General features: G+C 73.3%; 29 protein-coding genes and 1 pseudogene. 4 read left to right on the plus strand and 26 right to left on the minus strand.

Features of this window, described 5'->3' with window-relative positions; genetic code table 11:
• Positions 1–79 precede the first annotated feature (79 nt).
• Positions 80–1,906 carry an AMP-dependent synthetase/ligase gene (locus tag OG470_RS34660; protein ID WP_328418851.1) on the plus strand — a complete coding sequence of 609 codons (1,827 nt, stop codon included), beginning with the start codon at positions 80–82 and terminating at the stop codon, positions 1,904–1,906.
• Positions 1,907–1,969: 63 nt separating this feature from the next.
• On the opposite strand, the pseudogene OG470_RS34665 reads toward OG470_RS34660, so the two are convergent.
• Both OG470_RS34665 and yczR read right to left on the minus strand, forming a co-directional pair.
• Positions 1,970–3,271, minus strand: a pseudogene (locus OG470_RS34665) (low temperature requirement protein A); the annotation flags it as partial.
• Between the two features lie 126 nt (positions 3,272–3,397).
• Entirely contained in the window at positions 3,398–4,855 is a 1,458-nt protein-coding gene (yczR, locus tag OG470_RS34670) for a MocR-like transcription factor YczR (protein WP_328418852.1), read from the minus strand.
• A 59-nt stretch (positions 4,856–4,914) separates the two neighbouring features.
• Here yczR and yczE point away from each other — a divergent pair, with 59 nt between their 5' ends.
• Together yczE and OG470_RS34680 are read left to right on the plus strand one after the other, a co-directional pair.
• Positions 4,915–5,568 carry a membrane protein YczE gene (yczE, locus tag OG470_RS34675; RefSeq protein ID WP_328418853.1) on the plus strand — a complete coding sequence of 218 codons (654 nt, stop codon included), beginning with the start codon at positions 4,915–4,917 and terminating at the stop codon, positions 5,566–5,568.
• Positions 5,569–5,669: 101 nt separating this feature from the next.
• Positions 5,670–6,131 carry a hypothetical protein gene (locus OG470_RS34680; RefSeq protein WP_328418854.1) on the plus strand — a complete coding sequence of 154 codons (462 nt, stop codon included), beginning with the start codon at positions 5,670–5,672 and terminating at the stop codon, positions 6,129–6,131.
• Between the two features lie 6 nt (positions 6,132–6,137).
• On the opposite strand, the gene hisF is transcribed toward OG470_RS34680, so the two are convergent.
• The 12 genes from hisF to hisD all read right to left on the minus strand — a co-directional run bounded on the left by hisF (position 6,138) and on the right by hisD (position 14,426).
• Positions 6,138–6,905 carry an imidazole glycerol phosphate synthase subunit HisF gene (gene hisF, locus OG470_RS34685; protein ID WP_328418855.1) on the minus strand — a complete coding sequence of 256 codons (768 nt, stop codon included), beginning with the start codon at positions 6,903–6,905 and terminating at the stop codon, positions 6,138–6,140.
• 74 nt (positions 6,906–6,979) lie between these two features.
• Positions 6,980–7,978, minus strand: coding sequence for an NADP-dependent oxidoreductase (locus tag OG470_RS34690; protein ID WP_328418856.1), 999 nt, complete (start codon positions 7,976–7,978; stop codon positions 6,980–6,982).
• A 47-nt stretch (positions 7,979–8,025) separates the two neighbouring features.
• The gene (locus tag OG470_RS34695; protein WP_328426790.1) at positions 8,026–8,457 is read right to left on the minus strand and encodes an organic hydroperoxide resistance protein; all 432 of its coding nucleotides are present in this window, start codon (positions 8,455–8,457) and stop codon (positions 8,026–8,028) included.
• 5 nt (positions 8,458–8,462) lie between these two features.
• Positions 8,463–8,909 carry a MarR family winged helix-turn-helix transcriptional regulator gene (locus OG470_RS34700; protein ID WP_328418857.1) on the minus strand — a complete coding sequence of 149 codons (447 nt, stop codon included), beginning with the start codon at positions 8,907–8,909 and terminating at the stop codon, positions 8,463–8,465.
• A gap of 92 nt (positions 8,910–9,001) precedes the next feature.
• Entirely contained in the window at positions 9,002–9,391 is a 390-nt protein-coding gene (locus OG470_RS34705; RefSeq protein ID WP_328418858.1) for a RidA family protein, read from the minus strand.
• Positions 9,388–10,113 carry a bifunctional 1-(5-phosphoribosyl)-5-((5-phosphoribosylamino)methylideneamino)imidazole-4-carboxamide isomerase/phosphoribosylanthranilate isomerase PriA gene (gene priA / locus OG470_RS34710; protein WP_328418859.1) on the minus strand — a complete coding sequence of 242 codons (726 nt, stop codon included), beginning with the start codon at positions 10,111–10,113 and terminating at the stop codon, positions 9,388–9,390. Before priA ends, OG470_RS34705 begins: the two co-directional genes overlap by 4 nt.
• A 14-nt stretch (positions 10,114–10,127) precedes the next feature.
• Positions 10,128–10,451, minus strand: coding sequence for a hypothetical protein (locus OG470_RS34715; RefSeq protein WP_328418860.1), 324 nt, complete (start codon positions 10,449–10,451; stop codon positions 10,128–10,130).
• A 36-nt stretch (positions 10,452–10,487) separates the two neighbouring features.
• Complete coding sequence (hisH, locus tag OG470_RS34720; RefSeq protein ID WP_328418861.1) at positions 10,488–11,120, minus strand: imidazole glycerol phosphate synthase subunit HisH; 633 nt, start codon at positions 11,118–11,120, stop codon at positions 10,488–10,490.
• A gap of 79 nt (positions 11,121–11,199) precedes the next feature.
• Positions 11,200–11,358 (minus strand): hypothetical protein, encoded by a 159-nt coding sequence (locus OG470_RS34725; protein ID WP_328426865.1) that lies wholly within the window; start codon positions 11,356–11,358, stop codon positions 11,200–11,202.
• 11 nt (positions 11,359–11,369) lie between these two features.
• Entirely contained in the window at positions 11,370–11,981 is a 612-nt protein-coding gene (hisB, locus tag OG470_RS34730; RefSeq protein ID WP_328418862.1) for an imidazoleglycerol-phosphate dehydratase HisB, read from the minus strand.
• Positions 11,982–12,018: 37 nt separating this feature from the next.
• Positions 12,019–13,107, minus strand: coding sequence for a histidinol-phosphate transaminase (locus tag OG470_RS34735; protein WP_328418863.1), 1,089 nt, complete (start codon positions 13,105–13,107; stop codon positions 12,019–12,021).
• The gene (hisD, locus tag OG470_RS34740) at positions 13,104–14,426 is read right to left on the minus strand and encodes a histidinol dehydrogenase (protein ID WP_328418864.1); all 1,323 of its coding nucleotides are present in this window, start codon (positions 14,424–14,426) and stop codon (positions 13,104–13,106) included. The genes OG470_RS34735 and hisD overlap by 4 nt, the downstream gene beginning before the upstream one ends.
• A gap of 105 nt (positions 14,427–14,531) precedes the next feature.
• On the opposite strand from hisD, the gene OG470_RS34745 reads away from it, so the two are divergent.
• The gene (locus tag OG470_RS34745; RefSeq protein ID WP_328418865.1) at positions 14,532–15,236 is read left to right on the plus strand and encodes an LON peptidase substrate-binding domain-containing protein; all 705 of its coding nucleotides are present in this window, start codon (positions 14,532–14,534) and stop codon (positions 15,234–15,236) included.
• Here the strand turns inward: OG470_RS34745 and OG470_RS34750 are convergent.
• The 12 genes from OG470_RS34750 to OG470_RS34805 all read right to left on the minus strand — a co-directional run bounded on the left by OG470_RS34750 (position 15,151) and on the right by OG470_RS34805 (position 25,580).
• On the minus strand, positions 15,151–16,008 hold the full coding sequence (locus OG470_RS34750) for a DUF2567 domain-containing protein (protein ID WP_328418866.1): 858 nt from the start codon (positions 16,006–16,008) through the stop codon (positions 15,151–15,153). The genes OG470_RS34745 and OG470_RS34750 overlap by 86 nt on opposite strands.
• Positions 16,009–16,064: 56 nt before the next feature.
• Positions 16,065–17,645: a MinD/ParA family ATP-binding protein gene (locus tag OG470_RS34755; protein ID WP_328418867.1), complete on the minus strand. Its 1,581-nt coding sequence runs from the start codon at positions 17,643–17,645 to the stop codon at positions 16,065–16,067.
• A 74-nt stretch (positions 17,646–17,719) separates the two neighbouring features.
• A complete protein-coding gene (locus OG470_RS34760; protein WP_328418868.1) occupies positions 17,720–18,739 on the minus strand; it encodes a hypothetical protein in 1,020 nt (339 codons plus the stop codon).
• A 42-nt stretch (positions 18,740–18,781) separates the two neighbouring features.
• Entirely contained in the window at positions 18,782–19,726 is a 945-nt protein-coding gene (locus OG470_RS34765) for an RluA family pseudouridine synthase (protein ID WP_328418869.1), read from the minus strand.
• Complete coding sequence (lspA, locus tag OG470_RS34770; RefSeq protein ID WP_328418870.1) at positions 19,723–20,340, minus strand: signal peptidase II; 618 nt, start codon at positions 20,338–20,340, stop codon at positions 19,723–19,725. Before lspA ends, OG470_RS34765 begins: the two co-directional genes overlap by 4 nt.
• A gap of 64 nt (positions 20,341–20,404) precedes the next feature.
• Entirely contained in the window at positions 20,405–20,824 is a 420-nt protein-coding gene (locus OG470_RS34775; protein WP_328418871.1) for a TraR/DksA family transcriptional regulator, read from the minus strand.
• 226 nt (positions 20,825–21,050) lie between these two features.
• Positions 21,051–22,550 (minus strand): potassium/proton antiporter, encoded by a 1,500-nt coding sequence (locus OG470_RS34780; protein WP_328418872.1) that lies wholly within the window; start codon positions 22,548–22,550, stop codon positions 21,051–21,053.
• Positions 22,551–22,572: 22 nt separating this feature from the next.
• Positions 22,573–22,878: a DUF167 domain-containing protein gene (locus OG470_RS34785; RefSeq protein ID WP_328418873.1), complete on the minus strand. Its 306-nt coding sequence runs from the start codon at positions 22,876–22,878 to the stop codon at positions 22,573–22,575.
• 11 nt (positions 22,879–22,889) lie between these two features.
• A complete protein-coding gene (locus OG470_RS34790) occupies positions 22,890–23,621 on the minus strand; it encodes a hypothetical protein (RefSeq protein ID WP_328418874.1) in 732 nt (243 codons plus the stop codon).
• Positions 23,622–23,700: 79 nt separating this feature from the next.
• Positions 23,701–24,507 (minus strand): DivIVA domain-containing protein, encoded by an 807-nt coding sequence (locus tag OG470_RS34795; protein WP_328426792.1) that lies wholly within the window; start codon positions 24,505–24,507, stop codon positions 23,701–23,703.
• A gap of 44 nt (positions 24,508–24,551) precedes the next feature.
• Positions 24,552–24,857 carry a YggT family protein gene (locus tag OG470_RS34800; protein ID WP_030334503.1) on the minus strand — a complete coding sequence of 102 codons (306 nt, stop codon included), beginning with the start codon at positions 24,855–24,857 and terminating at the stop codon, positions 24,552–24,554.
• A gap of 30 nt (positions 24,858–24,887) precedes the next feature.
• A complete protein-coding gene (locus tag OG470_RS34805; RefSeq protein WP_328418875.1) occupies positions 24,888–25,580 on the minus strand; it encodes a cell division protein SepF in 693 nt (230 codons plus the stop codon).
• Positions 25,581–25,688: the final 108 nt, after the last annotated feature.

Here is a 25,688-nt window from a genome sequence, read left to right on the forward strand (position 1 = left end):
CCGGTGGCAGGCAATACCCTTCGGTAACCACTTTGACGTGACGACCGTCACGTCACCACCCCCGAAGGCGGCTACAGCGATGGCTCTCGATGTCCCGTACCGCTCCATCCCGGACATGTTCCTCAAGCGCGTGGCGGCCACCCCCGACCGGCACGCGTTCGCCTCCCCCAACCCCGACAATTCGGGTCCCGTCTGGCTGACCTGGGACCAGGTCGGCCAACGCGCCAAGGCGGTCGCCGCCGGCCTGCACGGCCTGGGCGTCGGCCAGGAGGATCCGGTCGCGATCCTCGCCAACACCCGGCTGGAGTGGGTGATCGCCGACCTCGGCATCATGTGCGCCGGCGGGGCGACCACCACCGTCTACCCGACCACCGAGCCGACGGACGCGACCTACATCATCGCCGACTCCGGTTCGAAGGTGCTGTTCGCGGAGAACCCGGCCCAGGCCGCCAAGATCGCCGGCGCCGACCTGCCCGCGCTGACCCACGTGGTGCTGCTCGACGGCGTCGCCGACGAGGCCGCCGCGATCCCCCAGCTCACGCTCGCCGACCTGGAGGAGCGGGGCACCCGTGCACTGGCCGCCGAGCCGGATCTGATCGACATGCTGGTGGCCGGCATCGGCCCGGAGCACCTGGCCACCCTGATCTACACCTCCGGCACCACCGGTCAACCCAAGGGCGTCGAGCTGCTGCACGGCGGCTGGTGCTGGGAGGCCGTGGCGCAGGCCGAGGTCGGGCTGCTGCGCGACGACGACCTGCAGTACCTGTGGCTGCCGCTGGCCCACTCGTTCGGCAAGACGCTGCTCTGCGGCGCCATCCACGTCGGCCTGCCCACCTACGTGGACGGACGGGTGGAGAAGCTGGTCGACCTGCTCTCGGTGATCCGGCCGACGCTGATGTGCGGCGCTCCCCGGGTGTTCGAGAAGGTCTACAACAAGGCGGTGACCACCGCGCAGGGCGGCGGCGGCGCGAAGGCGAAGATCTTCGCCTGGGGCGTCCGGGTCGGCAAGGCGAAGGTGGCCCTGGAGCAGGCCGGCAAGCCGGTGCCGGCCGGGCTGAAGCTGCGCTACGGGGTGGCCGAGAAGCTGGTGTTCAGCAAGCTCCAGGCCCGCCTGGGCGGTCGGATGCGCGTACTGGTCTCCGGTGCCGCTCCGCTCAGCCCGGAGATCGCCACCTTCTTCGCCGCCGCCAACCTGCCGATCTCCGAGGGCTACGGCCTGACCGAGACCAGCGCCGGCAACTTCGTCAACCCGCCTTCGGGGTTGCAGATCGGCACGGTGGGCCGGGCGATGGGCGACCTGGAGTGCCGGATCGACACCGACGGCGAGATCCTGGTCCGTGGCCGGCCGGTGATGCGCGGCTACCACAACCTGCCGGAGGAGACCGCCGCCGCCTTCACCGAGGACGGCTTCTTCCGCACCGGTGACATCGGCAGCCTCGACGAGCAGGGCTACCTGCGGATCACTGACCGGAAGAAGGACCTGGTCAAGACCTCGGGCGGCAAGTACATCGCGCCCTCGCACATCGAGGGGATGTTCAAGGCGATCTGCCCGTACACCTCGCAGGCGATCGTCGTCGGGCAGGCCCGCAACTTCTGCACGATGCTGGTCACCCTGGACCCGGATGCGATCCAGGGCTGGGTTGCTGGCGGCCCCCTGGAGGGCCGCGACTACTCCGCCATCGTCTCCTCGCCGGAGGCCCAGGCGATGGTCGAGGAGTACGTCGCCCAGCTCAATGCCAAGCTCAACCGCTGGGAGACGATCAAGAAGGTGGCGATCCTGCCGCGCGACCTGACCATCGAGCACGGCGAGATCACCCCGTCGTTGAAGATCAAGCGCCGCGGTGTGGAGAGCAACTTCGCCGCCGAGATCGACAAGATGTACGCCGGCACCCTCGCCGAGCTCTGAGCCGACCGTCGGTGGCCTCGCACACGCCCGGGTGCGGGGCCGCTGGCGTTCACAGGTGCCGCCCCCCCGCCAGTGCGTCTGGTCGGCCTCGGCGGCCAGTTGCTCGGTCAGCGCCACCTCGCGCACCTGCCGGCGCAGCGTCGCGTCCACCACCGTCTGCACCACGGTGGCCGCCAGGACGACCAGACCGAGCAGTCCCAGCGCGAGCAGCTCCGGCAGTCGGGCCGCGACCGGCAGCAGCACGACGATCAGCCCCACCGCCACGGCCGACGGCCAGCGCAGGGTGTCGAGCCCGCGCCACCCGAGGGCCATCAGCGCCAGCAGGTACAGGGCCACCCCGCCGTACAGGGTCAGCAGGTCGAAGCCGGGCAGCGGCACACCCCAGCTCGGCGTGGACGGGTCTGCCGCGTCGGCGAGCAGCCCCTTGAGGCCCAGCGCGAACAGAATCGTCGCGGCCACCATCGGCAGGTGCAGGTAGGTGTACGCGCTGCGGGCCAGCGCGCGGCGCTGGTCCTGATCACGGGTCCGGTGCAGTCGCTGCTCCAGCGCCAGGGCGAGGGTGTCGAAGTACGCCCACCAGAGCGCGGCGACCACGGCGATGCCCAGTACCGCCGCGATGATCACCGGCCAGGTCAGCGGTAGGCCGGTGATGAACCCGGGGCCGAGCCCGAGCGAGATGATCGACTCACCGAGTGCGACCAGAATGATCAGCGCGTGCCGCTCGGCCCAGTGTCCAGCCGAGACGAGCGTCCATCCGCTGCGGCGGAGCAGCAGGCCGAAGCCGTACTCGACGGCGATGGCGACCAGCCACAGCGTCAGCCGGATGCCGGTCCCGATCGGCACGTCGAACAGCCGCGGCGGCAGCAGCGGGGCGCTGACGATGAGCGCGGTGGAGATCAGCACCGGCACGGCGAGCAGCAACGAGCGGCGGCGCAGCTGCGGGTCGTACCGGACCACCCAGCCGAAGATCGCGACCTGGAACGCGCGGACCAGGAAGTAGCAGGTCACGAAGACCGGCGGGCCATACAGACCGCCGGGCGCGTCGCTGAACGCCTGCGGCATGCTCAGCGCGAAGACGAACGCCGCGGCCATGCTGGCGAAGCCGACCAACGGGACGATGCCCTGGTCGGTGCGCACCACGTTGCCGAAGGCGGCGAAGCTGGTCCAGCACCACCAGAGCAGGGCCAGCACCAGTAGGCAACGGATCAAGCCGGCCGCGTTCGGATTGTCGGCGGTCAGCGTGGTGACGTTGAGGAAGGCGAAAACGAAGACCAGGTCGTAGAAGAGTTCCAGTCGGTTCGTACGGGAACCGGGGGCGCCGGGCCGGATCCCGCGCGACCACCGGACCCCGCCTTCGCCGCCCATCCCGGCAGTCCGTCAGCACGGGGCGGACCGGCAGGCCCGATTGGATGACCTCGGCAGGCGGCCAGCGGCCCTGCGGGCGGGCCTGCCGATTGCTCGGCTCAGCGGGACGCGGGTGTGCGCCGGGACTCAGGCGATGACGGCTGGCTCCCGCCAGCGCTGCCGGCCGGTGCGGTCCAGGTCGTAGCGGACCGCGGCGATCCGCCCCACGGCCTCCACCAGGTCGGCGGCGGGCAGGGTGAACGGCAGCCGCAGGAACCGCTCCAGGGTGCCGTCGAGGCCGAACCGAGGACCGGGCGCCAGCCGGACGCCGACCTCCTCGGCGGCCCGGGCCAGCGCGCTGGAGACCGGGCCGTCCAGCTCGGCCCAGAGCGTCACACCGCCGCGCGGCACGGTGACCCGCCAGTCCGGCAGCCGGTGCGCCAGCGCGCCGAGCAGCGCGTCGCGCTGGGCGGCGAGCTGGACGCGGCGGCCCGCGACGATGGCCGCCGCGTCGGCGAGCAGGTGCACCGCGACCAGTTGGTCCAGCACGGGGCTGGCCATGTCCACACCGACCCGGACGGCGGCCAGCCGCTGCACCTGCGGCGCGGAGGCGCGTACCCAGCCGATCCGCAGGCCACCCCAGTACGGCTTGCTCATCCCGCCGATCGTGACCACCCGGGAGTGCCGGTCGAAGGTGGCCGTCGGCGGGGGTAGCTCGGTGCCGTCCAGCGGCAGGTCCACGAAGGACTCGTCGATGACCAGGTCGGTGCCGACGGCGTGGGCGGCGGCCACCACCCGCTCACGCAGCGACGCCGGCATCAGGTGCCCGGTCGGGTTCTGGAACTCCGGGATCAGGTAGGCCAGCTTGGGCCGGGTCTGCCGGAGGCTGCCCAGCAGCAGATCGGACTCCCAGCCGCCGGCGTCGGCGGCCAGGCCGTGAGTGGTGATCCGGGCGCGCCGACCGGCCAGCGCGGCGAGGGCGTTGGGGTAGGTCGGGGACTCGACCAGCACGCTGCCGCCGGGGGCCAGGGCGAGCCGCAACACCAGGTCCAGTGCGTGCTGGGTGCCATTGGTGACCATGATCTGGTCGGCCGAGGTGGGTAGGCCCCGGGCGGTGTACCCGTCGGCCACGGCCTCGCGCAGCTCGATGATGCCGGTCGGGTGGTAGCCGGCCCCGCCCAGGTAGCGGGGCAGGTCCTCGGCGGCGGCCCGGGCCGCCGCCAGCAGTTGCGGCGGGGCGGCCAGCGCCGCGACGCCGAGGTCGATCATCTCCCGGTCGTCCAGCGGGGTCCAGAGGCCGGTGCTGGCCACCCGGTGGTTGCCGGGCAGCATGGTCCAGCTCCCGGCGCCCCGACGGCTGGCCAGGTGCCCGGTCTCGCGCAGCTGCCGGTACGCGGCGGTGACCGTGGTGCGGCTGATCCGCAGCGCCTCGGCCAGCTCCCGTTCGGCCGGCAGGCGGACACCCAGCGGTAGCCGGCCGTCGGCGAGCAACCCGCGCACCGTGCTGGCCAGGGCGGCGTAGTCAGGGCTGCGCCGCCGACCCGGCAGGGCGTGCCACTGCCCGAGCAGGCGGGCCAATTGGACGCCCCTCAGCTCACCCGCCATGGCCACTCCTCCGATATTGGCTTCTCCCTCCGGGAGGATTGGCACCTAGGGTGGCATGCATGGCACTGATTGGCAATCTCCGGCACCGGCCGGCGCGACGGTTGGCCCAGCTCTACGTCGGGCTGGTCCTCTACGGGGTCAGCATGGCCCTGATGATCCGCTCCGGCCTGGGCCTGGACCCGTGGGACGTGTTCCACCAGGGGTTGTCCGAGCTGACCGGGCTCTCCTTCGGCACGGTCACCATCGCGGTCGGCGCGCTGGTGTTGCTGCTCTGGATCCCGCTACGGCAGCGGCCCGGTCTCGGCACGGTCAGCAACGTGGTGGTGATCGGCCTGGTGGTGGACTCCACACTGGCCCTGCTGCCGTCCGGCGGCCCGCTCGGCGTGCGGATCGCGCTGCTGGTTACCGGGATCGTCGCCAACGGGGCCGCCACCGGCATGTATCTCGGCGCCCGGTTGGGCCCGGGCCCGCGCGACGGGTTGATGACCGGCTTCGTGGCCCGCCGGCCCGGCTGGTCGATCCGGCTGGTGCGCACGGTCATCGAGGTCACCGTGCTGGCGCTGGGCTGGCTGCTGGGCGGCACGGTCGGCCTGGGGACCGTCGCGTACGCGCTGGCCATCGGTCCGCTGGCCCAACTCTTCATCCCGCTGTTCGCGGTGCCCGAACCGGACACCGCCGCACCCGCTCCAGCGACCGCCGCGCCGGCCGTCTGAGCCCTCACCGACCGTTCGCGGACCGGCACGCCACGGTGGTGCGGCGGGCCGGATGGTGGGTGGGTGTTCCCTTCCGCGACGCTCGCCGTCATCATCTCTGCATGGGGGAGAACGGTTGGCGCTGGACCGATGCCTGGATCTTCGTGTCGCTGGTCATCGCGAGCGGGGCGGGGCGGCACCGTCGGTCGGCCACCAGCCGCCGGCCGGAGGGCGTCCGCCTGACCGACGTGCTCTCCACCGCCGATCACCTCAATCACGCGATCCCGCAGCGCCACGAGGTGGAGGCCGCGGTCCAGCGGCTGGTCGGCGCCGGGCTGGTCAGCGTCACGGACGGCTGGTTCCGGATCACCGCCGACGGCGAGCAGCTCTGGCGCACCAGGCCGCGCGCCGGGGTGGCGACCATGGTGGACACCGTGCAGGGCGTGCTGAGCCGCCGGCACGCGCCGGCCAGCGCCGACTGGAGCCTGGACGAGGCCGACCACGCGGCGGCCGTCCAGGAGTACATGGTCCGCTCGATCCCCACCCCCCGGCGTTCGCCGGAGGGTCAGTCCGGCGGGTACTGACCGGGCTCAGCGCACCGGGTGGCCGCCGCGGCGCAGCACGTCCTTGACCTCGGCCACGGTCAGCTCGCGGAAGTGGAACACGCTGGCGGCGAGCACCGCGTCCGCGCCGGCGGCGATCGCCGGTGGGAAGTGCGCCACCTCGCCGGCGCCGCCGCTGGCGATCACGGGCACGTCCACCACCGCCCGTACCGCGGCGATCAGTTCCAGGTCGAAGCCCGCCTTGGTGCCGTCGGCGTCCATCGAGTTGAGCAGGATCTCCCCCGCGCCCAGCTCGGCCCCTCGCTGCGCCCAGTGCACCGCGTCGATCCCGGTGCCGCGCCGGCCGCCGTGCGTGGTGACCTCGAAGCCGCTGGGCGTGCTGCCGGCCGGAGCCCGGCGCACATCGAGGGAGAGCACCAGCACCTGCCGGCCGAACCGGTCGGCGATCTCGGCGATCAGCTCCGGCCGGGCGATGGCTGCGGTGTTCACGCCGACCTTGTCCGCGCCAGCGCGCAGCAGAGTGTCCACGTCAGCGACCTGCCGGATCCCGCCGCCGACGGTCAGCGGTATGAACACCGACTCGGCGGTGCGGCGCACCACGTCGAGCATGGTGCCCCGGTCGCTGGAGGACGCGGTGACGTCGAGGAAGGTCAGCTCGTCCGCGCCGGCCCGGTCGTAGGCGGCGGCCAGCTCCACCGGGTCGCCGGCGTCGCGTAGGTCGAGGAAGTTGACCCCCTTGACCACCCGCCCGGCGTCCACGTCCAGACAGGGGATCACACGCACCGCCACCGTCATGCCGCGAAGCCTATCCTCCGCGCACGGCACGGCGGCCGACCCGTTCGGGCCGACCGCCGTGAACGAGGTCTGGGTCACACCCGGACGAGCATCTTGCCCAGGTTCTCGCCGCGCAACAGGCCGAGGAACGCCGCCGGGGCGTTCTCGATGCCGTCCACGATCGTCTCGTCGTAGGAGAGCTGGCCCTCGCGCAGCCAGCCGGCGACGTCCCGGACGAACGCCTCCCGCACGTGGCCATGGTCGCGGACCAGGAAGCCGCGCAGGGTGAGCCGCTTGCCGATGACCAGCGCCAGGTTGCGCGGCGCGGCCGGCGGCTCGGTGTCGTTGTACTGCGCGATCATCCCGCAGATGGCCGCCCGGCCGTGCAGGTTCATCGCCGAGATCGCCGCCTCCAGGTGATCGCCGCCGACGTTGTCGAAGTAGACGTCGACGCCGTCCGGGGCGGCCGCCCGCAACGAGTCGCGGACCGGCCCGTCGTGGTAGTCGAAGGCGGCGTCGAAGCCCAGCGCCCGCAGCCGCTGCACCTTGGCTGGCGAGCCGGCGCTGCCGACGACCCGGCCGGCGCCCTTGAGCTTGGCGATCTGGCCGACCAGGCTGCCCACCGAGCCGGCCGCGGCGGAGACGAAGACCGTCTCGCCCGGCTTCATCGCGGCCACCTCGAGCAGCCCGGCGTACGCGGTCATCCCGGTCATGCCCAGCACGCTGAGGTACGCACTGACCGGGGCCAGGCTCGGGTCGACCTTGCGGGCGGCGCTGGCGTCGAGCAGCGCGTACTCCCGCCAGCCCAGCCCGTGCAGCACCGTGTCGCCGACCGCGACGTCGGCGGCCTCGCTGGCCACCACCTCGCCGATCGCCCCGCCGTCGAGTGGCGCGTCGAGCGCGTACGGCGGCACGTACGACTTGACGTCGTTCATCCGGCCGCGCATGTACGGGTCAACCGACATGTACTGGTTGCGGACCACGATCTGGCCCGGGCCGGGCGTCGGGACGTCGGTCTCGACGAGCCGGAAGGTCTCCTCGGTGGGCCAGCCCTGGGGGCGGCTGGCCAGGTGGATCTCACGGTTGCTGGTCACGGGGGTGGTCGTCCTCTCGTCCGCGGTCGGGGCCTGGGTCGGCGACGTCACGCCGCCAGGGTCTCGCGGACGGTCAGCGTGACGTCGACGTTGCCGCGGGTGGCGTTGGAGTACGGGCAGACCTGGTGGGCCTGCTCGACCACCTGCTCGGCGAGCTCCCGGGGAACGGCGGGCAGGTTGACGACGAGCTGCACGGTGAGCCCGAAGCCGCCGTTGCCGTTGGGGCCGATGCCGACCTCGGCGGCGACGACCGACCCGGTCACGTCGGCCTTGGCCCTGCGGCCCACCAGCCGCAGCGCGGAGTGGAAGCAGGCCGCGTAGCCGGCGGCGAAGAGCTGCTCGGGGTTCGCGGCACCACCGGCGCCACCCATCTCCTTCGGCACGGCAAGGTCGAGGGCGAACGTGCCGTCGGAGGTCTCGACGCGGCCGTCCCGGCCGTCGCCGCTGGCCGTGGCGGAAGCGGTGTAGAGCACCTGCATGATGGTCACTGCTCCTTCTGTCGATGGATGGTGTCGGTGACCCGGGTGAGGGTGTCACGCAACGCGACAAGCTCGTCGATGCCCAGCCCGGTGGCCTGGGCGATCCGCAGCGGGACGTCGCAGAGCTGCTGCCGCAGCGCGCGGCCCTGCTCGGTGAGGCCCACCTCGACCCGCCGCTCGTCGCGCGCCGACCGCCGCCGCACCACCAGGCCCGCCCCCTCCAGTCGCTTGAGCAGCGGGGAGAGCGTGCCGGAGTCCAGCTGCAACTCGGCACCGAGCTCGGAGACCGTGGGGGCGTCGTCGGGGCGCTCCCAGAGCACCAGCAGCACCAGGTACTGCGGGTAGGTCAGCCCGAAGCCGTCGAGGATCGGCCGGTAGACGTCGGTCAGGGCGCGCGACGCGGCGTAGAGCGCGAAGCACACCTGCCGGCGCAGCACCAGGTCATCGGTCACCGGCAAACCGTAGCCCACAATTAAGTTGTGCACAACCTATCGGGCCGAGGTTCGGCCAGGACGGCGATCACCGCGGGACCACCACCACCGCCTCAGCGGTCGGCGAGATACGCCTCCAGCTCCACCTCGACCAGGTGCTCCGGGTCCAGCAGGCCGGCCACCACCACCAGCGTCGCCGCCGGCTGGACCGCGCCGAAGACCGCGTTGTGCGCCCGACCAACCTCGTCGGCGTGCAGCCGATCGGTCACGTACATCCGGGTACGGACCACGTCGCCCGGCTCCGCGCCCACCTCGGCGAGCGCGGCCAGCCCGATCCGCAGCGCCTGTGCGGTCTGCGCGGCCGGGTCCCCGACGTGCACCACCCGGCCGTCCACCGTGGCGGTGCAGCCGGCCGTCCAGGCCAGATTGCCGGCCCGGACCACCCGGGAGTAGCCGTACCGCTGCTCCCACGGCCCGCCCGAGCCGAGACGGGTGACCGTCACGACTCGGCCAGCGTCCGCAGCGCCTCGGCCACCGTGAAGGCGCCCGCGTAGAGCGCCTTACCGGCGATCACGCCCTCCACCCCGAGCGGCTCCAGGGCGGACAGCGCCCGCAGGTCGTCCAGCGTGGACACACCACCGGAGGCGATCACCGGCCGGTCCGTACGACCGCACACCTCGCGCAGCAGGTCCAGGCTCGGCCCGCGCATGGTGCCGTCCTTGGTGATGTCGGTGACCACGTACCGGCAGGCGCCCGCCTTGTCCAGCCGCTCCAGCACCTCGTACAGGTCACCGCCGTCGCGGGTCCAGCCGCGTGCGGAGAGGGTACGGCCGCGCACGTCCAGCCCGATGGCGACCCGGTCGCCGTACTCCCCGACCACCCGGTCGCACCAGACCGGGTCCTCCAGGGCAGCGGTGCCGATGTTCACCCGGGCCGCCCCGGTGCCCAGCGCCGCGCGCAGCGACTCGTCGTCGCGGATGCCACCGGACAGCTCCACCTTCACGTCGAGCTGGCGCACCACCTCGGCGAGCAGGTGCGCGTTGGTCCCCCGCCCGAACGCCGCATCCAGGTCGACCAGGTGGATCCACTCGGCGCCGTCGCTCTGCCAGGCCAGCGCGGCGTCCAGCGGGTCACCGTAGATGCTCTCGCTTCCGACGGCGCCCTGCACGAGCCGGACGGCCCGGCCGTCGGCGACGTCCACGGCGGGTAACAGGGTGAGGCTCAACGTCTTCTCCTCGATCAGGTACGACGGTCCAGGGCGATCACGACGATCGCCGGCAGTACGAGCAGCAGCAGCGCGATCAGCGCGATACGCAACGCCAGATCGTCCACGAACGTCCAGAGCAGGATCACCGCCGCCGCGGTGAGCAGCACGATCGCGGCCCGCTCACCCCGGGTGTGCCGAGCCAGCCGACCGGATCGGCCCCGCCGCACCTGCGGCGTCAACCGGCGGACCAGCGCCCGGCGGCGCTGCCGGCGGGCCACCCGGCGCTGCCGGACCGCCCGCTCCCGGGCCTGCTCCGCCTCGCGCTCCGCCCGACGACGGGCCCGTTCCCGGCTCACCGCGATCCCCGTCGGGCGGGCGCCGGGCGTTTGCGCTCAGTCACCGCTGGGCAGCGTGGCGAGCCAGTTGCGCAGCAGCGCGGCACCGGTGTCGGCGGACTTCTCCGGATGGAACTGAGCCGCCGACAGCGAACCGAGCTCCACCCCGGCGACGAAGTCGGCCTCGTGGTGGGCCGTGGTCACCACGGCGCCAGCGGCGGCCAGCGCGGACGGGTCGCCCACCGCGTACGAGTGGACGAAGTAGAACCGGCTCTGCGCCGGCAGACCAGCGAAGAGCACCGACTCCCGCGGCGCCCGGACCGTGTTCCAGCCCATGTGCGGCAACCGGGTGGCGGCCAGCCGGGTAACCCCGCCGGGCAGCAGCCCAAGCCCCTTGGTGACCACACCGTGCTCGTCGCCGTGCTCGAAGAGCACCTGCATGCCCACGCAGATGCCGAGCACCGGCCGCCCGGCGGCCACCCGCTCAGCGATCACCGGACCGGCGCCGAGCGCCTCGATCCCGGCCATGCACGCGGCGAAGGCGCCCACCCCCGGCACCACCAGACCATCCGCGGCAGCCGCGGCCGCCAGGTCGTCGGTCACCCGCACGGCCGCGCCGGCGGCGGCCAACGCCCGCTCCGCCGAGCGCAGGTTGCCCGAGCCGTAGTCGAGCACCACCACATCGCTCATGTCGTCAACCGTCTCACGCTCACCCGGCGCCACCTCTCGTTCGCGACTGCGGGGCTCCGCTGCGCCGCACTCCTCGCGCTCACGCGTCCCCCGGGAGCAGCCAGAGCACGCCGCCGATCGTAGCGAGCACGGCGAGCAACGCGGTGATCACCACGGCAGCCTTCGACGCGCCCTGGCGGTACAGCGACCAGGCACCGCCCACCAGCACCCCGGCCAGGATCAGCAACAACGTCGGCAAAGCGCCACCCATTAGAGAGCCCCCTTCGTGCTCGGGATCGCGCCCGCCGCTCGCGGGTCGATCGCGGTGGCCTCGCGCAGCGCGCGGGAGACCGCCTTGAACTGCGCCTCCACCACGTGGTGCGCGTCCGGGTGACCGCCCGGCCGGGCCGCCCGCAGCACGTCGACGTGCAGGGTGATCCGGGCCGCCTGGCCGAAGGACTCCCAGATGTGCCGGGTCATGCTGGTCGGGTACACCGGGCCGATGTACGGCGCGAGCACCGGCTCGTCGTGCACCACGTACGGCCGGCCGGACAGGTCCACCGCGGCCCGGACCAGCACCTCGTCCATCGGGACGGTCGCCGAGCCGTACCGCCGGATGCCGGCCTTGTCGCCCAGCGCCTGGTCGAACGCGGCGCCCAGGGCGAGCGCCGTGTCCTCCATGGTGTGGTGCGCGTCGATCTCCAGGTCGCCCACGGTGCGCACGGTCAGGTCGTAGCCGCCGTGCCGGGCGATCTGGTGCAGCATGTGGTCGTAGAAACCCACGCCGGTGCTGATCTCGGCCGTTCCGGTGCCGTCGAGGTCGATCTCGACGAGCACCTTGGTCTCCTTGGTGATCCGCTCCACCCGGGCGGTCCGGCTCATTGCTCACCTCTCGGTCGCGACTGCGGGTCTCGCACGCTCACTCCCCGCGCTCCGATGGCAGTCTCTCCATCGCGGCAAGGAAGGCGTCAGTTTCGGCGGGGGTGCCGGCGGTGACCCGCAGCCAGCCGGGCAGGCCGACGTCGCGGACCAGCACACCCTGCTCCAGCAGAACGCGCCAGGCGGTGGCCTGGTCACCGCCCACCTCGAAGAGCACGAAGTTGGCGTCGCTGTCGGCCACCCGCAGGCCGCGCCCGCGCAGCGTCGCCACGATCCGGTCCCGCTGCACCATGATCGCGCTCACCGTACCGAGCAGAGCGTCGCGGTGGGCCAGCGCCGCGCGGGCGGCGGCCTGGGTCAGCGCGGAGAGGTGGTACGGCAGCCGGACCAGCTGCACGGCCTGCACCACCGCCGCATCGGCGGCCAGGTAGCCCAGCCGCCCGCCGGCGAAGCCGAACGCCTTGCTCATCGTCCGGGTGACCACCAGCCGCGGATGCCCGGGCAGCACGGCGAGGGCGCTGACCGTGCCGGGCCGAGCGAACTCGGCGTACGCCTCGTCGACCACCACCATGCCGGACGCGGCGTCGAGCACCGCGGCGACCACCGCCGGGTCCAGCGCGGTGCCGGTCGGGTTGTTCGGCGAGCAGAGGAAGACCACGTCGGGCCGGTGCTCGCGGACCTGGGCCACCGCCTCGTCGGCGGTCAGCCCGAAGTCGACGCCGCGCCGCACCGGCACCCACCGGGTGCCGGTGCCGAGCGCCAGCAGCGGGTGCATCGAGTACGCCGGGACGAAGCCGAGCGCACTGCGACCCGGACCACCGAACGCCTGGAGCAGCTGCTGCTGGATCTCGTTGGAGCCGTTGGCCGCCCACACCTGCTCGACGGTGAGCCCGTGCCCGAGGTAACCGGCCAGGTCGGCTCGGAGCGCCACGGCGTCCCGGTCCGGGTAGCGGTTCAGCTCGCGCAGCTCGGCCGTGAGTGCCTTGCCGATCGCCTCGACCACCGGCTCGGGCACCGGGTAGGAGTTCTCGTTGGTGTTCAGCCGCACCGGCACGTCCAGCTGCGGCGCTCCGTACGGCGACAGCCCGCGCAGGTCGTCGCGGATCGGCAGGTCGTCGAGCGAGCTCACGCCGACCCTCCCGGGAAGCGGGCCCGGACCGCCTGGCCGTGCGCGGGCAGGTCCTCCACAGTGGCCAGGGTGACCACGTGCGGGGCCACCTCGCGCAGCGCGTCCTCGGTGTATTCGATCAGGTGCACGCCGCGCAGGAACGACTGCACGGACAGCCCCGAGGAGTGCCGGGCGCAGCCACCGGTGGGCAGCACGTGGTTGGAGCCGGCGCAGTAGTCGCCGAGCGACACCGGCGACCAGGCGCCCACGAAGATCGCCCCCGCGTTGCGTACCCGCAGCGCCCACTCCCGGGCGTCGACCGTCTGGATCTCCAGGTGCTCGGCCGCGTACGCGTCGACCACCCGCAGCCCGGCCTCGAGGTCGTCGACCAGGACCACGCCGCTCTGCTCACCGGTCAGCGCGGCGGTCACCCGCTCGGTGTGCTTGGTCGCCGGCACCTGCCGGGCCAACTCCCGCTCGACCGCCTCGACCAGCGCCACCGACGGGGTGACCAGCACGCTCGCGGCGAGCGGGTCGTGCTCGGCCTGACTGATCAGGTCGGCGGCGACGTGGGCCGGATCGGCCGTGTCGTCGGCCAGGATGGCGATCTCGGTCGGCCCGGCCTCGGCGTCGATGCCGACCACACCACGCAGCAGCCGCTTGGCGGCGGTCACCCAGATGTTGCCCGGGCCGGTGACCAGGTCCACCGGCTCGCAGCGCGCCTCACCCGCCGGGTCGACCGCGGCGCCGTACGCCAGCATCGACACCGCCTGGGCACCGCCCACGGCGTAGACCTCGTCGACGCCGAGCAACGCGCACGCGGCGAGGACCCGGGGGTCGGGCAGGCCACCGTTGTCCTTCTGTGGTGGGCTGACCACCACCAGCGAGCGCACCCCGGCCGCCTGGGCCGGCACCACGTTCATCACGACAGTCGACGGGTACATGGCCAGCCCGCCGGGGACGTACAGGCCCACCCGGTCGACCGGCAGCCACCGCTCGGTGACCGTGCCGCCGGGCACCACCTGCGTGGTGTGCTCGGTGCGCCGCTGGTCGGCGTGCACCCGGCGGGTGCGGCTGATCGACTCCAGCAGCGCGGCGCGCACCTCCGGGTCGAGCACCCCCTCGGCCTCGGCGATCGCCTCGACCGGCACCCGCAGCACCTCGGGCGAGACGCCGTCGAACCGCTCACTGGCCTCCCGGATCGCCGGGTACCCATGCTCCCGGACCGCCTCCACCAGTGGCCGGATCCGCTCGACGGCCACCGACACGTCGAGCTGGGCACGGGGCAGCAGGCGGCGCGGGTCACCGAGACCATTGCGCAGGTCGATCCGATTCAGCACCCTTGCGAGTCTAGGCGGCCGGTCCGGAGCCCACCCGGGCCGCCCGCCAGCCGGGACGGTGAGCCGGGCCACGCCGACGCGGTCAGGATTGGCTAGGCTCGACCTGTGACCGCACGGCTGCCGGTGTTCCCGCTCGCAACGGTGCTCTTTCCCGGGTTGGTGCTACCGCTGCACATCTTCGAGGAGCGCTACCGGGCTCTGGTCCGACACCTGGTCGACCTGCCCGAGGGTGCCCCGCGCGAGTTCGGGGTGGTGGCCATCCAGGCTGGCTGGGAGGTCGCGCCGACCGGGCCAGGCACGCGGGCGACGCCCGTCAGCGGCGACGTCACCCTGCACGAGGTGGGCTGCACCGCCGAGCTGCGCCAGGTGACCAAGCTGCCCGACGGCGGCTTCGACATCGTCACGGTCGGCCGGCGCCGGTTCCGGGTCGCCGACGTCGACGACCGCTCCGCGCCCTACCTGACCGCCGAGGTCGAGTGGCTGCCCGAGCCGGCCGGCTCGGATGAGGTCGCCGACCTGCTCGCCGCCCGGGTGATCGCCGTGTTCCGGCAGTACCTGGGCCTGATCCGGTCCGACCCGGAGGAGATCTCCGAGCAGTTGCCGGAGGACCCGACCGTGCTCTCCCACCTGGTGGCGGCCACCGCGGCGCTGACCGTCGACGACCGGCAGCGGCTGCTGGCGATCGACGACACCGCCGCCCGGCTCCGTGCCGAGTTGCGGCTGCTCAACCGCGAGGCGGCTCTGCTGCGCCAGGTGCGGGCGGTTCCGGTGCCGCTGGCGGAGTTGGCGTCCCCGCCAACGCCCAACTGAACGCGGTCGGGTCGGGCTCCGGCTCCGGGCGCAGTGACGGCCAGCGCGACCAGCCGGCCAGCAGGGTGTACATGATCGCGGCGCCGAACGCCGGCAGCAGCAGGTTGCCGTGCGGCACCGGCAGCACGCCGAGCAGCCAGTCGACCCCGCCGGCCCGCAGGTCGGCGGGTTTGCTGAAGGCCTGGCCGGGCGGGGCGGTGTCCAGCAGCCGGTCGAAGGTGGCCCGGCCGACCCCCCGGCCCACCTGCCAGGCCACCGGCGCGGCAGCCAGTGCGCCCAGCACGGCGGCGAGCAGCCCGACCGGGCCACGCCACCTGCGCAGCACGAACCACAGGACGAGCGCCGCGAGCACCCCGAAGGCGAGCCCGAGCACGCTGAACCAGCCGTCGGCGGCGATCGGCTGCTCCGGCTGCGGCTCGGCGTAGATCGCCCCCTCGGCGGTCTTGAGCACCGGGGTGTCCGGCGCGAGGGCGGCCCAGAGCAGCCCGAGCGGTGCACCCAGCACGGCCAGCGCGAGCGCGGTCCCGAGCACCGTCGCCGCGACCCGCATCCGGCGAGGCGGCTGGTCGGCGCCCTGCTCCAGCGAGCTCTGGTACGCGGCCGAGGGCGGAGAATTGGCCGGATCGAACCCGGCTGGCGGCAACGGTCGGTCCGGCGGTGGCACGGCCGTCGGCTCGGCCGACGACGACGGTGTCGCACCTGACGCGCCGGGTGGCGCGGGCCGGTCGGTGTCGTCGACGGGCCGCTCAGGGTCGGGGGTGTCCGGGCTCACCCGATGATCCTCTCAGGCCCGGTGGGGGGCCGGGGCGCCGGTGGCGGCAGACCAGCTCACCGGGCGAACGGCTCCACCATCATCGCCGCCGCGTGCAGCCACGCCTGCCGGGTCTCCGGCTGTAGCTGGTGGTACTCGATCGAGGAGCCGGTCTCCAGTGCCGGGTCGTACGGCACCACGGCCACCCCGCGGGTCCGGGTGGCGAAGTGCCGCTCCAGGTCGTCCTGCAGCGGCAGGCGGCCCGGCGTCGGGCAGGAGATGAGGGTGATCGCGTTGTCGGCCAGCTCTCCCATGCCCTCCTCGTGCAGCAGATCGAGCATCCAGTCGGCGCTGAACGCGGCGTCCTCACGCGGCACGGTGGTCACCACCAGCTGGTCGGCGGCCTGCATCACGGTGCGCCAGTTGGCGCTCTCCACGTTGTTGCCGGTGTCCACGCAGACCACGTCGTGGGTACGCCGGAGCAGCTCCAGCACCCGCCGGACGGTGAACTGGTCCAGTCGCTGGGCGAAGCGTGGGCTCTCCTCTCCGGCCAGCACGTCGTACGAGCCGTCGGAGGCGTGCCGCAGGTAGTCGTCCAACCGCTCCAGCAGGGTCGAGCCCTCCAGGATCTCGATCTGGGCCAGGTCGGTGATCAGGTGGCGGATGGTCCGGGCGTGTCGGGCACTGCCGGCGCGCAGCCCGAGGGTGCCGCGCAGCTCGTTGTCGTCCCAGGCCAGCACGCCCTGCCCGCGGACGCTGCCGACCGTGGCAGCGGCGAGCACGGTCGCGGTGGTCTTGTGCACCCCGCCCTTGGGGTTGGCGAACGCGAACACCCGGGGGGTGCCCAGCTCCCGGCGGAGCACGCCGCTGGCCCGCTCCAGCTCCGGGTCGACACCCTGCGGGCGCCACTCGATCCGGGCCGGGTAGCCGCGCTCCGCGATCGCCGAGCCGACCGCCGGGGCGGCTGGCGGGATGACCGGCGGGGTCGGCGTGACCGGCGGGGCGGGCGGGGCCGGCGGGTAGCCGGTCTCCGGCTGGTAGCCCGTCTCCAGCAGCGCGTACCGGGACTCCACCGGCGGGCTGCCGTTGCGGTAGCCGTTGTCCAGCAGCGCGTAGCGCGACTGGACCGGCTCGGCCCGGCTCGGCGGCGGCTCGGGTTCGGGTTCGGGTTCGGGTTCGGCCCGGTACACCGGCTCCGCACGGTACGCCTGCTCGGCCCGATAGTCCGGCTCCGCCCGGTACACCGGCTCGGCGCGATAGTCCGGCTCCGCCCGGTACGCGGGCTCCGCCCGGTAGTCCGGCTCGGCCCGGTACGCGGACTCCGCCCGGTAGTCCGGCTCGGCCCGGTACGTCGGCTCGGCACGATAGGCGGGGTCGACCCGGTAGGTCGCCTCGGCCCGATAACCGGGCTCCGCGCCGTACGACAGCTCGGCCGGATGCCCGATGGCCGATGCCCGACCGGAGTAGCCGTTGGGGTTCGCGCGCCGCGGCAGGGGAGCCGGGGGCGGCTCCTCGGCCCGCCGCTCGGGCTCGGCCTGCTCAGCGGCGCGGCTGCCGTGCCGGGCGCGGTCCAGCAATGCCCGCCACCTCGGCGCTGGTTCGGCCGGCCGGCCCCAGCCGGTCTCACTGCCCTCCACGGCCCGCCCTCCCAGCGCCATCGATCTCCGTCTGACAGGCTACGAAGGAAACCCTATTCGGACCACACCACGGCGTGCACATCACCCGGCGCGGATCACGACGGGCTGGGTGCCAGCGGCGCGGAACCGGTGGCGTCCGGGGAGGTGGCGACGGTCGGCGGGGCAGGCTCGGTGGGCTCCACAGACGACGGCTCGGGTGACGGGATCGTCACGACCGGTGCGGGTTCCGACGATTCGCCCATCGGCGCCGGGGACACCGGCGCCGGCTCCCCGCGCCCGTCCGAGGTCGGGTCCGGAGTCGGCCCGCTGTCGGCGGGCGGACGGACCACGTCGTGCTGCTCGGGCAACGGCGGCGTGAAGACGGTGCGGTCCAGCCGGTACACCTCGGGGGCGGGGTCGACCGCCCGCACGTCCGGCCGGGCAGCCACCCCGCGCAGGACCCCCGGCGTCGCCCGCACCACCGCCGCGTAGACGCAGGCGCAGCCGGTGCGGTACGCCGCCGCCTCGGCCGCCGCCACGCCCGCGCCGCTGGCGTACCGCTCGCGCAACTCCCGCTCGGCGGCACCGTCGCCGCTCACCGCGGCGGCCCTGGCCCGGTAGTCGGCGGCCTCGGTGTCCTTACGGACGGCCACCTGCTCCATCCCGGCGACCACGTCGTCCGGCACCCGCAGCGCGGGAATCTTCACGATCTCGGTCTGCCGGCCAGGCAGCGGCACCCGCCCGAAGACCGTCGAGACCGGCACGTCGCCGAGCACCGCCGCCAGTCGCTGCGGCGGCAGGTACGCGCCAAGCGTGACCAGGGCGTAGGTCCCGTCCCCGGTGGCCGGGGCCGCCGTCGGCAGCGCGGCCAGGTCGGCGGCGGCGGACCGCAGGTAGCCGGGGACGGAGTCGCCGTCGACGACTCCGACCCGGGTCACCTCGCCCACCGTCCGGTCGCCGACCGGAGTGTCGTCGGCGGCCCAGACCGCGGTGCCCAGCACCGCCGCCGTGGAGAGCAGAGCGGCCCAGGTGAGCACCCCGAACCGCGCCGACCGGTCATTCAGCCGGCCCACGGCCCGGGTCAGCGGCGGCAGCAGCCGTTGGTCCAACTGCCGCAGCAGGTCGCCGGCGCGCACGGGCGGGATCCCCTCGTCGGATCGGTGTCGGGTGGCCGCCGCTCAGTCACGCAGGACCTGAAGCGCGCGTTCCAGGTCGTCAGGGTAGTCGCTGACGAACCGGACCTCGTCCCCCGTTCGGGGGTGCAGGAAGCTCAATTCGCGAGCGTGCAGCCACTGTCGGGCCAGCCCGAGCCGGGCCGAGAGGGTGGGATCGGCACCGTAGGTGAGGTCGCCCACACAGGGGTGCCGCAGAGTGGAGAAGTGCACCCGGATCTGGTGGGTCCGGCCGGTCTCCAGTCGGACGTCGACCAGGCTGGCCGCCGGGAACGCCTCCAGCGTGTCGTAGTGGGTGATGCTCGGCTTGCCGCCGGAGACCACGGCCCAACGGTAGTCGTGGGTGGGGTGCCGGTCGATCGGCGCGTCGACGGTGCCGCGCAGCGGGTCCAGGTGCCCCTGCACCACCGCGTGGTAGCCCTTGTCCACCTCGCGGTACTTGAAGGCCCGCTTCAACGCGGTGTACGCCTGCTCGCTCTTGGCCACCACCATGATCCCGGTGGTGCCCACGTCGAGCCGGTGCACCACACCCTGCCGCTCGGCCGCGCCGCTGGTGGAGATGCGGTGCCCGATCGCCGCCAGCGCGCCGATCACCGTCGGGCCGGTCCAGCCCGGGCTCGGGTGCGCGGCCACGCCCACCGGCTTGTCCACCACCACGATGTCGTCATCGGCGTACACCACCCGCAGGCCGGGCACCGCCTGCGGCACCATGGTCGGTGGTGCGACCGGCGCCGGCAGCGTGACATCCAGCCACGAGCCGGCCTTGACCTTGTGCGAGTTGGGCCGGGCCGTGCCGTCGACCAGCGCGTCCCCGGCATCGACCAGGGCCGCGGCGGCGGTGCGGGAGAGCCCGAACAGCCGGGACACCGCCTGGTCCAGTCGCATCCCCTCGAGGCCGTCGGGCACGGGCAGTGAACGGTGGTCGCCGCCAGCGGCGAACGCGGAGGTCACGCCCGCTCCCGCTGGTCGGCGCCGTGGGTGGCTTCGCTCGCGTCGGTCGGCTTGCCGTCGCGACCAACCCGCCGGCCGTCACGCTGACGGCCCGTCAGCTCCAGCAGCACGGCCAGCAGCACGCCGCACACCAGCGAACTGTCGGCCAGGTTGAACACCGGCCAGACCTGGCCGTACGGGTCGAAGAGGCTGATCATGTCGACCACGTGCCCGTGGAAGGGGGAGGGTGCCCGGAAGATCCGGTCGATGAGGTTGCCCAGCGCGCCGCCGAGCACCAGGCCGAGTGAGATCGCCCAGGGCAGCGAGCGCAGCCGCAGTGCCATCCAGACGATCCAGCCGACCACACCGATGGTGATCAGCGGGAAGACCCAGGTGTGGTCCGAGCCGATGCTCCACGCCGCACCGCTGTTGCGGGTCAGGCTCAGGTAGACCAGTCCGCCGAGCAACCGGACCGGCTCCCGGTCGGTCAGCGCGGCCAGCGCGAGGTGCTTGGTGACCAGGTCGGCCAGCAGGGCCACCAGGGCGACTCCGGCGAGGATCGCGATGGCCCGGGGCCGGCGTTTACCCCCGCCCGGGTCGGTGCGGCCGGGTTCGGCGGACGGTGCTGCGGTCATGCGCTCCCCATCGACAGTCTCGGCGGTGATCGCTCACCGTCTCATCGCCGCCGGGGAGCGGACCTCAGCGCCGCTCCTCCAGCTGCTTGCACGTCACGCACAGGGTGGCGGATGGGAAGGCGGCGAGGCGCTCGACCGGGATCGGGTTGCCGCACCGCTCGCACCAGCCGTATCCACCCTCGTCGAGGCGCTCCAGGGCGCGCTCGACCTGCGTGATCCGTTCCAGGATGCTGTTGGCGAGAGAGATCTCCTGCTCCCGCTCGAGCGTCTTGGTGCCCGTGTCGGCCTGGTCGTCCCCGGCCGAGTCGGTCAGCCGATCGCGCTGCAGCTCGGTGATCTCACTCAGCGTCTGATCGTACTCGGCGCGAAGCTCGTCCCGCCGCGCCGCCAGCGCCGCCCGGATCTTCTCGGTCTCCGCCGCGCTGCGGGTGGCCTTGGCCACCGGCTTTCGGCCGGCGGTCTTGGTGTCGGCTGGCTTCGCCATGGGTCGCTCCCTCGGCCGCGGCACCGGGGTGGCCCGCGATGCCTGGTCAGGGGGCGCCGACCAGGGCGTCCCCTATGTACGAAAAGGGGCGCACGGCAACGAAGGCCGCACACTCCGGAGGTTGGCAAGAATACGGAACGTACAGGCGTCCGACAACGTGCCGCACCGTCGCACCGCTCCACAGCCCCGAGCCTTGCCTAACTGGGGCAAAGGGAACGTTAGCAGATCAACCGGGCGCCTCATCCCCGTACTCACCAAACCACCGGGCCAGCCGACCCCGCCGGCTGACCGCCCGCAGCCGCCGCTCGGCGGCGTCACGCACCCCGGCGGTGGCCACGATCAACAAGCTGTCGCCGGTCTTCAGTCGAGTGTCCGGGCCGGGCACGAAGCCCACGCCGTCGCGCAGCACCAGGGTGACCGAGGCGCCCAGCGGCAGCCGCAGCTCGTCGACGTGTACGCCGGCCAGCCGCGACCCCGGTGGTACCTCCAGCTGGAGCAGGTCGGCCCGCATCCGCTCCAGCGGGGCGGTCTCCACGTGGATCTCGGTGGCCTCGGCCGGCGCGGTCACCCCCAGCCGGCGGGCGAACGGCCCGAGCGTCCCGGTCTGCACCAGCGTGAAGATCACCACCAGCACGAAGACGGCGTCGAAGAGCCGTTCCGCGCCGGGCACCCGTTCGGAGAGCGGAATGGTGGCCAGCACGATCGGCACCGCCCCCCGGAGCCCGGCCCAGGACAGGAACGCCTGCTCGCGCAGGCCGACCTGGAACGGCAGCGCCGACACGAACACCGACAGCGGCCGGGCCAGCAGCACCAGCGCCAGGCCGGCGACCACCGCCGGCAGCACCGCCGCGTCCAGCCGGACCGGCGAGACCAGCAGCCCGAGCAGCACGAACAGGCCGATCTGGGCGAGCCAGGCCAGCCCGTCGGCGAAGCCGAGAATCGCCTGCCGGTGCGGCAGCCGGGCATTGCCCAGCAGCACCCCGGCCACGTAGACGGCAAGGAACCCCGAGGCGTGCAGCACCGCCCCCGCGGCGTACGCCAGCACGGTGATCCCCACCGCGGCGATCGGGTACAGCCCTGAGGAGGGCAGTGCCGCCCGGCGCAGCGCCCAGGCGCCGCCCAGGCCGACGCCCACGCCCACCGCGGCGCCGACGCCCAACTCGTAGGCGACCAGGCCGGCCTCGTACCACCACGGGTGCGACCAGCCCTCGTGGGACAGGAGCACCACCAGCAGCACCACCGGGGCGTCGTTCATGCCCGACTCGGCCTCCAACGTGGCCACCGGCCGGGGTGGCAGGCGCAGCCGGCGCAGGGTGGCGAAGACAGCGGCCGCGTCGGTCGAGGAGAGCACCGCGCCGTAGAGCAGCGCCAGCCGCCAGTCCAGCCCGAGCAGCAGGTGCAGTACGACGCCGACCACCCCGATGCTGACCACCACGCCGACCGTGGAGAGCGCGGCGGCCAGCCCGAGCACCGGACGCAGGGTGCTCCACCGGGCGGTCAGGCCACCCTCCGCGATGATCACGATCAGGGCGCAGAAGCCGAGGGTCCGCGTCAGGTCGACGTCGTCGAAGCGGATGCCCAGCCCGGACTCGCCGATCGCCACGCCCAGCGCCAGGTAGACCAGGAGGCTGGGCACCCCGAGCCGGGTGGAGAGCCGGACCGCGCCGACCGCCACCAGCAGCACGGCCGCGCCGAGGAGCAGCGCGATATCCAGCCCGGGCGTCACGGTTGCCTGGCCCGGGCGTTCCTCACCCGGCGGATCCGTCGCGCAGGCGGCACAGCACCTCGGACAGCCCCGGGCCGGGACGGTCGACGAGGAAGAGCTTGTCCCGGCTGGCCGCGCCGGTACGCAGCGACACCGCCGCCGGCCGGACGCCCAATGCGCCGGCCAACGCCCGGCGGGCGGCCTCGGTGGCCCGACCGTCGACGGCGGGGGCGTGCACCGCGATCACCAGGGCGGGGCCGTGCGGGCCGTCGAACCGGCCGCCGACCCGGTCCCGGGATGCGTTGGGCTTCACCCGTACCGCCACGGTGAGCGTGTCCTGGGCGGTCACCGGACGCCGTTTCAGATCGGCCGGGCGTCGGCCAGCAGGGCGGTGGCCGGCGCGCAGTGCGCGCACGGGGTGAAGCCGAGCTCGACGGCCTCGGCGACCGGCAGCGTCTCGGGCACCCGGTCGGCCAGGTGCGAGCAGGTGGCGAGGTGGTACCGGGGCCGACCGTCCACCACCTCGACGGGGTCGGGCAACCGGGCGACCCGGGCCGCCTCGGCCGGGGTGATCGGTTGCTCGGTCGGCTCGTCGTCTGCGGCCTCGGCCGCCGGGGCATCGAGGCGTGCCGCCTCGTCGACCGGGGCCGCGAAGGGAGACACCTGGCCGCCGGAGGTGTTCGCCTGATCGGCCGGGGTCGCGAAGGGCGGCCCCTGCTCCACCGGCGCGTCGAAGGGCGACGCGTGGTCGGCCGGCGGCTCGGGTGGTTGCCGCCACCCGGTGCCGCCGGTACCGAACGTCGTGGGCACGTGCTGGACCGGGACTTCCGGCTCAACCAGCGGCGGCCCGTACGCGACACCCGGTCCGGCCTGGTTGGCCGTGCGGGGCGCTCCGGGGTGCCGCCAGCCGGGCCGGCCGGGCTCCGCCGTCGCGCGGTTGGCGGCTGCCTGGCGGGCGCCCACCACCAACGCCACGGCGGCCAGCAGACTGGCCGCGATGGAGATGATCAACATAAAGCTGGAGCCACCGGCCAGGCCGAGCACCAGCAGCACCACCGCGACGAGGATGAGCAGCAGACTTGCGACTATCACGGCTCACCCCCGCCGCGTCGTACCGTCCAGGCGGGGCCGGCGACCGTCACCATCGGCGGACGCGATCGCCGGCCGGTGCTCAGCGTCCGGCTTCGAGGGCGCCGGAGCGCCCGCCGCCGCCGTACGAACCGGCGAGGCCCGCCGCGGCCAGCCCGTTGCCACCACCGGCGACCCGGCCTGCCTCGGAGCGGGTCATCTCGGCCTCGAGGCCCTGGCCGCGACCGTCGAGGTCACGCAGCTGGCTCTCCAGGTAGGCCTTGAGGCGGGTGCGGTACTCGCGCTCGAACTGCTTGAGCTCTTCGATGTGCTTCTGCAGCGCCGTGCGCTTGGCGTCCAGGCCACCCATGGCCTCCTGGTGCCGCTGGCGGGCGTCCCGCTCGAGGGCGTCGGCCTTCGCGCGAGCCTCGCGGGTCACCTCCTCGGCCTTGCCGCGGGCCTCGGACAGCAGCTGGTCGGCCTCGCGGCGCGCGTCGGACACGTGGTCGTCGGCGGTGCGCTGGGCCATCATCAGCACGCGCAGGGCCTGCTGCTCACCGTCACCGGTGACCGCCGGGCCGCCGGTCGCGCGAACCTGCTCCAGCTCGGCCTGCATGGCGCGGGCGGCCTGCTCGGCGGACGCCTTGTCGCGCTGCACCCGGTCAAGCTGGGCCTTGACGTCGTTGAGCTCTGCCGCCAGTCGGGCGTCGCCGCCGGGGCCGGCGGGGGCACCGCCACGGCCGCCGCGCTCCACCTGGGCGCGCAGTTCGTTGTTCTCCTCGATGAGACGGGCGAGCTCGCGCTCGACCTCGTCCAGGAAGGCGTCGACCTCCTCCTCGTCATAGCCCCGCTTGCCGATCGGCGGCTTTTTGAAGGCGACGTTGTGGACGTCGGCCGGGGTCAGCGGCATCGAAACTCCTCGGGTCAGTTGCGGCCGCGAAAGCGCGTCGGTCATCAGGCAGATGCCCTGATCGACGGCCCTAACACGAACTCCATCAGCACGAACAGGATAACCAGGAGCACAAGGGAGGCCAGGTCGATGCTCACGGTACCAATTCGCAGCGGAGGGATCACACGCCTCAACGCGTTGAGAGGGGGATCAGTGACGCTCCACACGGATTCCAATCCTGCCGATGCTCCACGCCCCGGTTGCCACCGACGGCCGTACTGCAGGACGGCGCTCAGCACAAACCTGGACAGAAGAAGGAGCAGGAAGACATAAAGGATCAGGTACAACACTTGCAGCAAGATCGACAACACGGTCAGCGACGTCCCTCGGGTCGGGCGGGATCAACTCAGACTGAAAAAACCGCCCTCAGCGATCTTGGCCTTGTCCTCCGCGGTGACCTGGACATTGGCCGGTGAGAGCAGGAACACCCGATTGGTCACGCGCTCGATCGTACCGCGCAGCCCGAACGCCAGACCGGCGGCGAAGTCAACCAGACGGCGGGCATCGGCCTCATCCATCTCGGTGAGGTTGATGATCACCGGCACCCCGTCGCGGAAGTGCTCACCGATGGTGCGCGCCTCCCGGTAGGTGGTCGGGTGCAGCGTGGTGATTTGGTAGCGCTGCTCCTCCTCGGGCACCGCCCGCTCACGCAGGCTGGCCTGCGGCGCGAGGGCAAGGTTGTCCCGGGTGTGGTAGGTCAGCGCACCGGAGGTCTCGCCGGCAGACGACCGGGTGATCGACCGGACGCTGGACCGCTCGACCCGCTCCGGACGCTCGCCGTCGCCCCGGTCGGAGTCGCTGACGCGCCCGTTCGCCCGGTCGGAGAGCCGACCCCGCTCACTGGCCCGCGGCCGGGGAGCCGGCGGCTCCTCGGTGTCGTCGTCGTCCTCGTCAGCGAACTCCTCGGCGTACCGGCTCTGCCGGTACCGCGAGTCACGGTAGCCACCCTTGTCGTAGCCACCGTCATCGTAGGCCCGCTCGTCGTCCTCTTCGACCAGACCGAGCCAGACCCCCGCCTTGCGCAGTGCACCCATCCCGCGCCCTTCCGTCCGCCGTGCGGCACGCGCCCCCGTGCCATGTCGCTCGTCGCGATTGGACAACCATGCCCATCGGACCGGAACGGCAATCCCCTGGCGCGCGAT

This window comes from Micromonospora sp. NBC_00389 (genome assembly GCF_036059255.1).
Taxonomy (GTDB): Bacteria; Actinomycetota; Actinomycetes; order Mycobacteriales; family Micromonosporaceae; genus Micromonospora.